Source organism: uncultured Butyricimonas sp., assembly GCF_959596855.1.
In the GTDB taxonomy this organism is placed as follows: domain Bacteria; phylum Bacteroidota; class Bacteroidia; order Bacteroidales; family Marinifilaceae; genus Butyricimonas; species Butyricimonas muris.
In genome coordinates this window covers 18,344-32,368 of the sequence record NZ_CAUFYA010000010.1, presented here as the reverse complement: position 1 = coordinate 32,368, position 14,025 = coordinate 18,344, and the positions used below count along the sequence as shown (strand labels likewise).

8 protein-coding genes are annotated in these 14,025 nt (G+C 49.3%); 7 read left to right on the top strand and 1 reads right to left on the bottom strand.

All coding sequences use genetic code 11. The features are described 5' to 3' along the window. The first annotated feature begins 365 nt into the window (after positions 1-365). From Q5866_RS06455 to Q5866_RS06425, 7 genes are all read left to right on the top strand, one after another. On the top strand, positions 366-2,507 hold the full coding sequence (locus tag Q5866_RS06455) for a hypothetical protein (protein ID WP_303179565.1): 2,142 nt from the start codon (positions 366-368) through the stop codon (positions 2,505-2,507). 114 nt (positions 2,508-2,621) lie between these two features. Next, positions 2,622-4,103, top strand: a complete 1,482-nt coding sequence (locus Q5866_RS06450) for a hypothetical protein (RefSeq protein ID WP_303179563.1) — start codon at positions 2,622-2,624, stop codon at positions 4,101-4,103. A 151-nt stretch (positions 4,104-4,254) separates the two neighbouring features. Continuing rightward, positions 4,255-6,909, top strand: coding sequence for a transglutaminase domain-containing protein (locus Q5866_RS06445; RefSeq protein WP_303179562.1), 2,655 nt, complete (start codon positions 4,255-4,257; stop codon positions 6,907-6,909). After that, positions 6,906-7,367: a GNAT family N-acetyltransferase gene (locus Q5866_RS06440; protein ID WP_303179560.1), complete on the top strand. Its 462-nt coding sequence runs from the start codon at positions 6,906-6,908 to the stop codon at positions 7,365-7,367. Before Q5866_RS06445 ends, Q5866_RS06440 begins: the two co-directional genes overlap by 4 nt. 110 nt (positions 7,368-7,477) lie before the next feature. After that, positions 7,478-8,629 carry a sugar MFS transporter gene (locus Q5866_RS06435; RefSeq protein WP_303179558.1) on the top strand — a complete coding sequence of 384 codons (1,152 nt, stop codon included), beginning with the start codon at positions 7,478-7,480 and terminating at the stop codon, positions 8,627-8,629. 81 nt (positions 8,630-8,710) lie between these two features. Beyond that, positions 8,711-9,805, top strand: coding sequence for an ROK family protein (locus Q5866_RS06430; protein WP_303179557.1), 1,095 nt, complete (start codon positions 8,711-8,713; stop codon positions 9,803-9,805). A gap of 241 nt (positions 9,806-10,046) precedes the next feature. Next, on the top strand, positions 10,047-11,552 hold the full coding sequence (locus tag Q5866_RS06425) for a glutamine synthetase family protein (protein WP_303179555.1): 1,506 nt from the start codon (positions 10,047-10,049) through the stop codon (positions 11,550-11,552). A 77-nt stretch (positions 11,553-11,629) separates the two neighbouring features. Here the strand turns inward: Q5866_RS06425 and Q5866_RS06420 are convergent, their stop codons facing one another. Further along, on the bottom strand, positions 11,630-13,720 hold the full coding sequence (locus Q5866_RS06420) for a M3 family metallopeptidase (protein ID WP_303179554.1): 2,091 nt from the start codon (positions 13,718-13,720) through the stop codon (positions 11,630-11,632). Positions 13,721-14,025 lie beyond the last annotated feature (305 nt).

Below are 14,025 nucleotides of genomic sequence, written 5' to 3'. Positions count from 1 at the left end.
TTGCACTATTTGAACCTTTTTTCTCATGACTTTCAGTAGAGATAAGTTAAATAATTGTAATTAATGATGTATATTAATTGTAGTTTATTGGTATCATCTCCTATTCAACTCCTATTCAACTCCCATTCAACTCCTATTTTAAAGGGTAAAAAATAGGATTTAAATTAAAATTGAATAATATTTACATCATAGATGATTCCTGTAATATACATGATTAATAACCTTGAAATAACTGAATTAGGGAGTAATAATATTTTAACGGGAACTCAAAACTAATAGACGTTTTGATTTTGTTGCAAATTTTATTCAATCATTAAATTATTTCGCTACTTTTGAAATCTTGTGTAACGTGTATTATTATTTGTATGAGGAAAGTAGTTTGTAGTATTTTGTTTATCTGGCTATTCGTGAGTACTTATGGTCAGCGTTCGGAGGATATCCGGTGGAATCCGTCGAACGGGATGAACTTCGTGGAGTTTCTGGAAGTGTGGAAACCGGGAATGCCTGTTAGTGAGGATGATAATTTTTTCATTTCACGTGTGAAACTGAAGGAGCGTTTCGAGAACGTGAAGACGCAGGTGCATCAGGAATTGAACACAGAACGGCAGTTGTGCTGGTGGACACCCATGGGTGACGGGAAAAAGCAATGGAAGTCTTTTCCCCGCAATCAATTTGAGGCGGATAATTTCAGTATGTGGCAATACGTGGATATACACGGGAATTGGGGGGACGGTTGGTTCCGGGTTCCGGGGGTATTCAATGATGCGGCACATAAAAACGGGGTGCGCACGGGATGCGTGTTGTTTATCAACTGGGGGGAATCGGTTCGGAAGCCGGGTGACCGGGTGTACGATCTTTTCGTTAAATTGACGGAGAAAGATGAATACGGGCGTTTCAGATACGCGGAGAGGTTGATTCTGTTTTTGAAGTATTACGGGATTGACGGTATCGGTATCAACCCGGAAGGAGCGTGGAGTGCCGATATCGCTTCGGAGGTTCAGGATTTCTTCGCAGAATTGCACGTGCAGGCGAAAGTGCAGGGATTGAAGGGTTTTCATATAGATTGGTATGATAGCAATGATAATAACGGACGTTTGAGTTTCGGGCAAAACGCTTTGCAGAACCGTAACCGGGATTGGTTCCAGAAAGGGAATCGTGTGGTGTCGAATATGTTTATGCTGAATTATAATATTGATAATTGGGGAGGTAACAAGGACCCAATGGGTGAATCAGCCCGCAATGCCGTTGCCTACGGGAGAAGTTCGTATGACGTGTACGCCGGGTTCTACCTGAGAGGACGGGGGCTTTCCAGTTATGATTTTGAATCTCGTGAAGGAAAGGGATGGGAAGTGTTGAAAGACAAACCCGTGTCCGTCTGCCTGTGGGGAGAACATGAGCGGAATAATATTCATAACGCTTCCCGCGAGTACGGGGAAGATTCGCTTACCGTGCAACAGACTTATTTGCGTAAACTGGAATACTTTTTCACGGGTGGGACAAGAAATCCGGTGAATGCGCCTGTCGTGACCAATACGATTACGACGGTGAACGAGAAGGATATGCAACGTTTCCACGGGATATCGACTTTCTTTCCGGCACGAAGTGCGATACGGGAACTCCCTTTCGTGACTCGTTTTAACTTGGGGAACGGGTTTTTCTTTAACAAGGAAGGGAAGACGGTCAATACATTGGCTTGGTACAACATCGGGATGCAGGATTGGATGCCTTCTTGGCGTTGGTGGGTAACGGGACGGGACGAGCGTGTCCCGGGGGATGCCGTGCGATGTGATTTCGTGTTCGAGGATGCTTGGTTCGGGGGCTCGTGCTTGAAATTGCACGGGGCGACGGGGTATTCCAAAGTTCGTTTGTTCAAGACGGATATATCGGTTGACGGGCATGTAGAATTGGCTTTTACTTGTAAAGTGGAGGGAAGTGACGATAGTTACTTGAAGGTGATTCTTTCGAGGGTAGGGACGGAGGCGGAGTTTATTGAAATTCCGGTAAGGCAAGAAGTGAAGCCGGGGCAATGGCAGACTATAAGATGTAAGTTAGGAGATTTCGGGATACAGGCGGGGGAAAGAATCGCTTGTATCGGGTTGGTGGTCGAGAATACGCCGGAAGACTACGAGGCTTTTATCGGAGAATTGTCTTTAACCGACCCGCGGGTCAAGTATAATCCTGTACGTCCGGATATTTTGGCAACGAAGGTTATTCGGGAATACAATGATTCTCTGGATTTTAAACTGGTATGGGATGTAATGCCCCTTGTGAACCGTGAGAAGGATATGCCCGTGATGAACGAGGCGGTGGACACATGGTATTATGAGGTGTACGTGAGGGAATCGCTGCGTGGCAAGGCTCGTTTGGTGGCGACGACTACTTCGTGGGCGGCGTACGTGTGTGGCGTGCCTGTTTTGCCCGGTGGCAAAGGACTTTGGCTGGGAGTACGGGCAGTGGCACCCGACGGAAAGCGCACGTCTAAGATTACATGGGAGAGAGTAAAATAGGAATCGTGTATCGATTTTAACGTAAATTTAACCTATCCCGCGGAGCAAGGAGGGGGATAGATGTTTATATTTGGAAATTAATTATTTTGTGTTTTATATATTATTTATTGCGAGATGAAACAAATTTACCGATTATCAATTTTGTTGTGTTTGATGATTTCGGTGATGCCGTCATTTGCCCAGAAGAAAAAGGGCGGCGGTAATACCCGAAACGAGTATGTTGTGTTGGCATCCAAAGACGTGCAGAATGATGCAGCTTGGATGCAGGTAGTGGATGCTTTGAAAAACAAGCATAAAGCGGAGGTCTTTTTTTACGAGAAAGCTCCCCGTGAGAATCTGGCCGATCTTCAACGGGTGCGTCCCCGTTACGTGGCTATCGTGGAGAAACCGGAGAACTTGGGACGTGATTACGTGATAGATATGCACCACGTGAGCCGGGAAGTCGACAATGATATTTTTGCCGATTTCTTGTGGGGTGTTATCACGGGCTATGACGCAGATGCGGCGATGAAAATGGTGAACAACAGCACGGAACCTTTGTTGGTGAAAGATGCCGTTGCCACGATCATGGAGTTGAATAGCGCGAAATGGTTTGATAATTACGCTTGGGTTGACGATCATAGCCGCGGGCTTTGGGGCGAGAAGAAAGGTAGAGACGCGAAAGTGCAGACCGCCCAGATAGACCCGAAGACTGTTTTGAAGAAATTCACGGACTTGTATGGCGAGTACAACCCGGATTTGGTTGTGACTGCGGCTCATGCCACCGAAAGGAATTTGGAGATGCCTTTCTCTTTAGGCAATATTCTGGCGAAGAACGGAAAGCTTTACGCCAGCGATCATTATACCCGTACAACTTGGGATTTAAAGGAGAGCGGGAAGCGTAAAGTGTATTTTGCCGTGGGTAACTGTTTGATAGGAAACGTGAATAACACGAAGGAGAGTATGGCTATCGCTTGGATGAATAGCGGTAACGCCGCTACCATGATCGGCTACGTGGTAACTACTTGGCACGGTCGTAACGGTTGGGGTGGTCTGAAATATTGGGTTACCAATCCGGGACGCTATACTTTGGCTGAGGCAATATACATGAACCAGCAGGATTTCCTGTACCAGCAAAACGAGTGGTATCCTTCTTTAATTAAGGAAAACTATAACTTTGACGGAAATGAATTTCAGATTGCGGGACAGAAGATTGCGGAGGCAATAAAAGGACAACCCACGAAAGATCAGATCGGTTTCTGGCATGACCGCGACGTGTTGGCATATTACGGCGATCCGAAGTGGGAGGTACGCCTGCAGGAAGTTCCGGGAGAAACGGATTTCACGGTAACTTCCAAAGTGAAAGGAAAGAAATGTATTATCACGATCAAGACAAACGAGAATTTCAGTCTGGAACGCATGAAGGGGGATAAGTTCAAACAGGAACACGTGTTGGATTTACCCTTCAACTATTTCTTCCCCGTGCGTTTGAACAATCCTCGTCTGGCTGCCGGACAGGACTGGAAGGCTGTCGTGGACGAGAATTTCCTGATTATTTATAACCCGGATTTCAAACCGAATTCTACTTACGAGGTGGTACTGGATATAGATAAATAAAGGTCTTTACCTTGTCAGCTTGAATAGGGTATGACTTGAATGGAGGTGTGTTTTGACACACCTCTTTATGTTATTATCAAAAGGAAATGAAACTCTAAATTTTAAACTCTCTAAACTTTTTTTATCTTTGGGGGAATAAAACTAAGATACCATGAAACAATTTGTTGTCGTTTGTCTGTTCACGTTGCTGGTGTGCGCTTGTGAGAGGGAAGAACATTTTATAACCGATGCCGTCTACCGTGAAATGGTAGAGGTTGATTTTCAACAGAAAAAAGCCGTGTTCGGGGAGGCTGACACGGTATTGTTCGACGTGTTTAATACCGAAATGACTCTCGCGGAGCGGGAGGCGTTGACTTTCCTCTACGCTTATTCGCCGCTCGTTGATATTTCCTTGTCGGGCGGGGAGTTCTTGCTTGACAACGTGCGTCTGGCATTCCGGGCACGTGAAGAGATGCCGTGGGGAGAAAAGATACCGGAACATATTTTCCGGCATTTCGTGCTTCCGGTGCGGGGAGGCAAAGAGAATCTTGACACGGCGAGAGCGGTGTTTTTCAATGAATTAAAAGAACGGGTTGCCGCTTGCGGGAACATGGAGCGGGCGGCGTTGGAGGTGAATCACTGGTGTCACGAGAACGTGATTTATCGACCGACGAATGCGCGCACGTCTTCGCCTCTTGCCACGAGGCAGCGGGCTTACGGGCGGTGCGGGGAAGAGTCCGTGTTCGCTCTGGCGGCATTGCGTGCAGTGGGGATTCCCGCGCGGCAGATATACACGCCCCGTTGGGCGCATTGCGATGATAATCACGCGTGGATAGAGGTTTGGATAGACGGGGAATGGAAGTACTTGGGGGCATGCGAGCCGGAACCGAGGCTGAATATCGCGTGGTTTACCTTGCCCGTGCAGCGAGCGATGTACGTGGAGGCGGAAGTGTTCGGGAAATACGAGGGGGACGAGGAGATCGTGTCAACGAACGAGAACAGTTCGGCTGTAAACGTGACTTCCCGTTACACCCGTGCGGTGAGAACCGTGGTGCAGGTGAAAGACACGGCGGGGAATCCCGTGGAAAACGCTAAAGTGGAATACAAGATATTTAATTACGGGGAGTTCTATCCAGTGGTGACGCTCCATTCCGATGCGCGGGGAGAAACGCACCTGACGTTGGGAGAGGGGAATGTCGTGGTTTGGGCAAGTCGGGACGCTCGCTTCGGGGTGGTGCGGTTCCCCGTGAACGAACGGGACACGCTCGTGGTGACGTTGGATAAGCGGGAGGGAGAACTCTTCTCCACTGAATTTGAGTTGGTTCCGCCCGTGCAGCGGGATATCGAGGCATTGACTTCGGCGGGGGAGAGAGCCGAAAATGATTGTCGTTTCGTGCGCGAGGATTCTATTCGGGATGCCTATGTTGCCACTTTTATGACACCCGGAGAGGCGCATTGCGTGGCGACGGAATTGGGCGTCGACACCGCTCGTTTTGCCCGGTATATAAATGTTGCGCGAGGCAATTACCGGGAGATAGAACGCTTGTTCCGCTTGTCGGGGGATAAGGAACGGGCGATGGCGCTGCTGGATGTCGTGGCGGAGAAAGATTTGCAGGATACCCCCGCTGACGTGTGGCTCGACCATTTGGAAGGGACGAGGGATTTCGAGGAGGATGCCCTTTTCCGGGACTACGTGTTGAATCCGCAGGTTCAGAATGAATTGATAACGGCTTTCCGGCAACCGATTCGGGCGGTGTTGGCACGTGAAGGGGTACTCTCGGGCGAGGATACTCTCGGGCGGCGTGCTATGGCGGAACGGTTGTTGCGATATATCGAGCGAACGCGAATCGTGAACTATCCCGCCAAGGTGGCTACCCCGCCTGTCGGGGTTTTGAGGGCGGGAGTGACTGATGGGCTTTCCCGGGATATTTTCTTCGTGGCGCTTTGCCGTACGGTGGGGATTCCGGCTAGATTGGGAGCAGTTTCCGGTAAGGCGGAATGTTGTTTGGACGATATGTGGTACACGGTGAATTTTGCCTCGGACCAAGCCATGCCGAAAGGGAAATTTATGCTCCATTACTCCGGAGCCCCGGTCGGGGACCCGAAATATTTCTTGAACTTCACGATCGGGAAGCTCGAGAACGGCGGGGTACGCGTGATTGACTTGGGAAGTAATGCCGATGTCGATATGGGGGCAGGTGCTTCTTACAGTAAGATATTCGCCGCTCCCGTGGAACTGGAAGCGGGTTATTACACGCTCTCTACCGGTAATAGACGGAATGACGGGGCGGTGATGGCGGGATTGACAACCTTTCGCGTGGAAGCGGGTGAACAGACTGATGTCGAGTTGCGGATTCTTCCCGTGATGGAACGGGTGGAATTGGCGGGACACGTTGCGTTGCCCTTGGCGTTCACGCCGGAGGGGGCAATGTCACCGGGGGACATATCTTTGCCTCGGCAAGGCTACACGGCTATCGCGGTGGTGGAAGCCGATAAGGAACCGACCAATCATCTGTTGCGTGACATGGGCAGTATAAAGGACGAGTTGGAACGGTTGGGTGTCCCGCTCTATGTCGTGTTTAAAGATAAGGATAACTTGCAAAAATTCCGTCCTTCCGATTTCCGTCCGTTCCCCGCGGTGATACGCTGGGGGTATGACTGCGACGGGAAGTTGCTCCAGCGTCTGGCAGAAGGATTGCAACTCCCTGACACGGGCAATCTTCCGTTGGTAGTTCTCGTGAATGACAAGGGGGAGGTGGCTTTCATGTCAAGAGGGTATCGCGTTGGATTGGGTACACAGATTATGAACGTGATGAACCGGAAATGATGCAGATAAATATACGCACTTTTGATGTAAAGGACGCGGAAGCGGTGTCCCGTTTGATTAGGAAAAATCTCGTGGAGGTGAATAGCCGGGATTATGACGGAGCGGTGATTGATTACATGTGTCGTTTGTTTTCTCCGGCGTACCTGCGGGAGTTGACCGCCGGACGTGTCATGTTCGTGGCGGAGGTGAATGGTGTCGTGTCGGGTACTGTTGGGTTGGAGGGGGATGAGGTATGTGCCCTTTACGTGACGCCGGATGCTCACGGGCAGGGGATTGGCGAACGGTTGATGCGACATGCGGAAGAGGTCGCCTTGGAGCGGAATATTCACGTGCTGCATTTGTCGGCAAGTCTTACGGCGGTCGGTTTTTACGAGAAGATGGGATATGTCGCCCGGGAAAGGGAGGAGTCCGAGTATTTCGGCCCCGCTTATATCATGACGAAATTAATTGAAAATTGAAAACGAGAAAACGTTATCTCTTTTCGAGGTTCTCTTGTTTCAACTTTCAATTGAATTCCGTACATTAGACGCCTCTTTTGTGGAATTTTGTATGTGTTAATTTATATATTATGAAAGAAAAGTCTGTTAGTGTAAAGGCTTTATTGCCTGTGTTATTCGGGTTCTTCATCATGGGATTTTGTGACGTGGTGGGAATTTCCGTCGGTTTTGTAAAGAGAGATTTTCAATTGAGTGAAACGGTGGCGAATTTTCTTCCCTCTATGGTGTTCCTGTGGTTTTTGTTGCTGGCTGTCCCCGCGGCAATACTGATGAACCGTATCGGGCGGAAACGAACCGTGCTGGTGAGTATGTTTATTACTATCGTGGGAATGTTGATTCCTTTCGTCGATTACAACATGATTACCTGTTTCGTGGCGTTTGCCCTTTTGGGAATCGGTAACACAATCCTGCAAGTGTCGTTGAACCCGCTTTTGACAAATGTCGTGAAAGGTAACGTGCTTGCCAGTTCGCTCACGGCAGGACAAGTTCTTAAAGCGGTTTCCTCGTTCTGCGGACCTTTTATCGCGGCTTTTGCCGCTTCCGTGCTGGGGAATTGGCAGTACCTGTTCCCGATATTCGCGGGATTGACACTCTTGTCGACGTTCTGGCTTATGGCGGTGCATATCCGGGAAGAGGCTCCGGAACAAGCGTCTTCATGGGGTGCGACGTTCGGGTTGTTGAAGGACAGGACGATTTTCCTGCTATTCCTCGGAATCGTGTTCGTGGTAGGTGTCGATGTGGGTACGAATATGGTTGCACCCAAGTTATTGATGGAACGATGCGGTTTTACCGAGATCGAGTCCGCGGTGGGGCCGAGCACTTATTTCGCATTCCGTACTATCGGTGCGTTTATCGGTACGTTCTTGTTGGCACGCGTGGCGGGTAACAAGTATTTCCGGGTGAATATCCTCGTGGCTATTGCCGGATTGCTCGTGTTATTCTTTGTCAGCGGACAATACGCTATCCTCGCTTTGATCGCCTTGATAGGTTTCACTTGTTCCAGTATATTCTCGCTCGTGTTCTCCATGGCTATTCAAGCACGTCCGGAGAAAGCGAACGAAATATCGGGTCTTATGGTTACCGGAATCTTCGGGGGTGCCGTGGTGCCGCCGCTTATGGGATATCTTACCGACCTGCTCGGTAGTCAGGCTGGGTCGCTTTTCGTGATCCTCGGTTGCCTCTGCTACCTGCTTTACTGCTCGTTCGGGATAAAAACTAAATAATTTTTGATTGATGATTTATGATTTTCGATTCTCATGTTGTAGTCATAAATCGTCAGTCTTAAATCATAAATATAGAAAGTTATGTACCAGTTTGATAAAAGAATAGTGATGACGTTGGATGCCGGGGGTACGAATTTCGTGTTCTCTGCCATACAGTCCAATGCGGAAATCGTGACGCCGCTCACGTTGCCTTCCAACGGGGGGGATTTGGATAAATGCCTCGCGACGATGGTCACGGGGTTCTCCGCAATCAAGGAGAAGTTGCCGGAAGCTCCCGTGGCAATCAGTTTTGCTTTTCCCGGTCCGGCGGATTACGTGAACGGGATTATCGGTGATTTGAAAAATTTGCCGGCATTTCAAGGGGGAGTGGCGTTAAAAGCCTTTTTGGAACGGGAGTTCGGTATACCCGTGTTTATTAATAATGACGGTGATCTTTTCGCTTACGGGGAGGCGTTGGCGGGAGCCTTGCCGGAGGTGAACCGGATATTGCAGGAAGCGGGCAAAAACAAGGTGTACAAGAATCTGATCGGCATCACGCTGGGAACCGGGTTCGGGGGTGGTGTCGTGCGGGATCGGGAACTGTTTCTCGGGGATAATGGTGCTGCCGCCGAGGTATGGGTACTGCGTGACAAGCGGGAACCCCGTTACGGTGTGGAAGAGGGTATCTCTATACGGGCTATTCGGCGGGGATACGCTCGTTTGTCGGGCGACACACGTGATTTGACACCGAAAGATATATTTGATATTGCCGAGGGTACGCTTGACGGGGATGCGGAGGCGGCACGTGAGGCTTTCGCCCGTTCCGGGGAAGTGCTCGGGGAAGCTATCGCCTCGATGAACGCCGTGATTGACGGTATTGTCGTGATCGGTGGCGGTATTATTGCGGCTCATAAGTATCTGATGCCTGCCGTCATGCGGGAGTTGAACGGAAGCTTGTGCATGTATGATGGCTCCCCGGTCGATCGCATGGAAATGAAGGCTTTCTTCTTGGATGACCCGGCGGATCGTGAGGCATTCCTTGCCCCGACTACCCGGCAGATTATCATTCCGGGTACGACGGAAACGGTGGATTACGATCCCGTGAAACGTGCTGCCGTGGTGATAACGAGATTGGGTACAAGCAAGGCAATCGCTTTCGGGGCGTATGCCTTCGCGTTGAATGAACTGGATAAATGAGTTTATAATGTTTATAAAGTTCATAAGGTTAATAAAGTTTATAACATGACATAAGCTTGTAAATCTTATGAACTTTATAAACTTTTTCGTATATTTGGAACGAACAAGAATTGTAAACTAGAAGAGAGTACATGAACCCTGATTACTTTTTCTGACGTTACTTCCCGGGTAAAGTTGTCGTGATCCTGCGACCGCTCTTTTCATTTTTTATTCTGAATTTTAATTTCTAAATTATATATTTATGAACCCTGATTACTCGTTGAACCCGCACGTTCTGGCGCGGTATCTACAAAAAGAACCGAAGAATTTTACCAAGGAGGACATCATTCGTTACGTGAGAGAGAATGATATAGAGATGATAAACTTCCGCTACCCCGGGGCGGACGGACGATTGAAGACATTAAACTTTATTATTAACAGTATCGAGCATCTTGATAATATCCTTACTTGTGGCGAACGAGTGGACGGATCGAGTCTTTTCCCTTATATAGAGGCGGGTTCGAGCGACCTTTACGTGTTGCCCCGCTATCGCACTGCGTTCCTCAACCCTTTCAGCCAGATCCCGGCGGTAGATATTCTTTGCAGTTTTTACACGAAGGACGGCAAACCTCTCGAAATGTCGCCCGAGTACACCATGCGCAAGGCTCACGAGGCGTTACGGCAGGTAACGGGTATGGAATACGAGGTGATGGGAGAGTTGGAATACTACGTGGTAACCGAGGTAGAGAGTTATTTCGATATACCCGACCAGCGCGGGTATCACGAGTCGATGCCTTTCTGCAAAGGTCAGGAGTTGCGCGAGTTGGCAATGAAGTACATCGCTTCTACCGGGGGATTGATCAAGTATGGGCATTCCGAGGTGGGTAATTTCACGCTTGACTGCCAGTCGTACGAACAGAACGAGATCGAGTTCCTGCCTACCCGTATGGAAGACGCCGCCGATCAGTTGATGATTGCCAAATGGATACTCCGCACGCTGGCACACGAGTACGGGGTAGACTTGACATTTGCCCCGAAAATTACCGTGGGTAAAGCCGGTAGCGGTTTGCACATCCACACCCGTTTGAGCAAGGACGGCAAAAATGCCATGGTAGAAAACGGTAAGTTGACGGACAATGCCTTGAAGGCGATTGCCGGGTATCTTGATCTCGCACCTTCGTTGACCGCTTTCGGGAACACGAACCCGACATCGTATCTTCGGCTAGTGCCTCATCAAGAGGCGCCCACGAATATCTGCTGGGGAGATCGCAATCGTTCCGTGCTCGTGCGCGTACCGCTCGGTTGGACTAGCGGGGCGACACACATGATGCGTGATGCCAACCCGCTGGAACGCGTGGAAGAACATGATTACAGTAACAAACAAACGGTGGAATTTCGTTGTCCAGACGGTTCGGCAGACGTTTATCTTTTGATTGCCGGACTCGCCGTTGCCGCCCGCCACGGTTTCGAGATGAAAAATGCTTTGCAATATGCCCGTGAGCGTTACGTGGACGTGAATATTTTCGACGATGCCAACAAGGCGATAGCCGATAGGTTGAGCCATTTACCTACTTCTTGTCACGAGTCGGCACTCTGTCTTGAACAACAGCGCACCGTTTACGAGGAATATGGAGTGTTCGCTCCCGCTCTGATTGACGGTCTGATCGCCTCGCTTCGAAAATTCAACGATGCTGAGCTCCGTGAACAACTCAAAAACGAGGATATCTCCGTGGAGGAATTGGTAGAGAAATATTATTATTGCGGGTAGAGGAGGAAAGGTAAAAACTAAAAGCTAAAAGTTGAGAATAGGAATATACTTTTAGCTTTTAGTTTTTATTTTTTAACTTAATTCAGTCCGCTACGTTCCAGCAAAGCATCAACCGTCGGTTCTTGACCGCGGAAACGCTTGTAGAGTGTCATCGGGTTCTCTGAAGCACCTTTTTCCAGTACTTCACGGCGGAACGATTCGGCAGTGGCACGGTCGAAAATACCGTGTTGTTTGAAATGCGCGAACGCGTCGGCATCAAGTACCTCTGCCCATTTGTAACCGTAGTAACCGGCAGCGTATCCACCGGCAAAGATATGGCCGAAGGCGGGACAGAATGCGGTACCTTTTACGATAGGCATAATCTCCGTGCGTCCCATGGCACGTTGCTCGAAGTCAACGAGAGGCTCGGTAACAGGAGCGGTGATCGTGTGCCATGCCATATCCACCATACCGAAACTCAACTGGCGTTCGCTGGCGTATCCCGACTGGAAATTGGACGAACGTTTGATCTTGTCGATATATTCCTGCGGGATGGTTTCCCCGGTCTGGTAGTGGGTTGCCCACGTGTCCAGCCACTCTTTTTCAAGCGCGTAGTTTTCCATGAATTGCGAGGGCAGTTCCACGAAGTCACGGGATACCCCGTCCATGGAAGTCGAACCGTAAGTACATTTGCCGAAGATGCCGTGTAAGGCATGTCCGAACTCGTGGAGGAAAGTGGTTACCTCGTTGAAGGTCAAGAGTGACGGCAGCGTGTCAGTGGGTTGCGTGAAGTTCATCACGAGTGACACGAGGGGACGCTGGTCTTTGCCGTCCACCGTCTTTTGCCCGCGGAAAGCGGTCATCCATGCACCGCCGCCCTTGCTTGCTCGCGGGAAAAAGTCCGTGTAAAGCACGGCGAGGAACGAGCCGTCATTATCGTAAACCTCGTAAGTCTTCACCTCGGGGTGGTAGCGCGGAATATTAGTCACTTCCTTGAACGTAATACCGTAAAGACGGGTAGCGAGGTCGAATACACCCCGTTGCACGTTTTCCAGTTTGAAATAGGGGCGCAACATCTCGTCATCGAGAGCGTATTTATCTTGCATCAATTTATTGGAATAGTATGCCCAATCCCAACGTTGCAATTCACCTTTCAACCCCTTGGCGCGGGCGTAAGCTTCCACTTCCGCTTTATCTTGCAGCGCGTGGCGGTGCGATGCCTCGTGCAATTGATCGATAAAGTTATTCACGATAGACGGGGTATTTGCCATCCGGTCGGTGAGGGCATAGTCGGCATAGGTCGGGTATCCCAGTAATTTCGCTTTTTCCAGTCGTAGCGCCGCGATACGTTTTACCACTTCCTCGTTGTTATGCTCGTTGTTGCGGTATGCACGGGAGGCGTTGGCACGGTACATCTTCTCGCGCAGGTTGCGATTGTCGGCGTATTTCATGAAAGGTCCCATGCTCGGGTAATGGAGGGTAAATATCCAGCCTTCTTTGCCGCGCTGTTTGGCGGTCATGGCTGCCATTTCCTTCACTCCGTCGGGAAGTCCCGCGAGGTCTTTCGCGTCGGTCACGTGCAACTCGAAATCATTGGTTTCCGCCAGTTCGTTTTTATCGAACGTGAGGCTTAGTTTCGACAGTTCCACGGATATTTCCTTGAACCGTTCTTTGGCATCGCCTTCGAGATTTGCGCCACCGTCGATAAACGCTTTCCACGTGTTCTCCAGCAAGGTCGTTTGTTCCGTGTTAAGATTTAACTTCTCTTTCTGTTCGTGTACTTGTTTCACGCGGGCGAAAAGAGCGGGGTTCATGTATATGGCGTTGCCGTGAGCGGTGAGTTTGGGCGATACGTTCTGTGCGATATCCTGCATCACGCTGTCCGTCAGGCAGGCGTTCAGGTTGAAAAATATACCTGCCACGTCACCCAACCGCTTGCCGGCACCGTCCAGTGCCACGATGGTATTTTCGAATGTCGGCGCTTCTTTCGAGTTGGCGATGCGGTCGATATCCCGTTGTGCTTCCTCGATGGCAGCGTCAAAAGCGGGTTCGTAATGCTCCGCTTTGATCTTGTCAAAAGGGGGCGTCTGGTGGGGTGTGGCGAAGTCCGCCAACAGCGGGTTATCGTTCGTCTTTCCGCAAGATGCCACAAGTAAAATAATTGCAGCCATAGATAATGTTTTTCTCATGTTATATTATATTTGTTATTACTCGAATTTCGGGCACGAAGTTACGAAATAATTGAAAATTGAAAATGGAGAATTGAAAATGATTTACAATGTTTCCAGAACTACCTCCAAAAAGAGGTTTAGAGTTTAGATTGAAGACCTTATTATTATATATATTTAATCATTCAATCTAAAATAGAGCCTTGGCTCGCGGGAGGCTTCATCATAGACTATTTTTTCCGTGTTTCCTTTTGAAGTGAAGTTTTCACCGAACGAGAAAATAACAGGTCTCGTGCCTGTATAAGTATAAAAAATGTATATTTGCC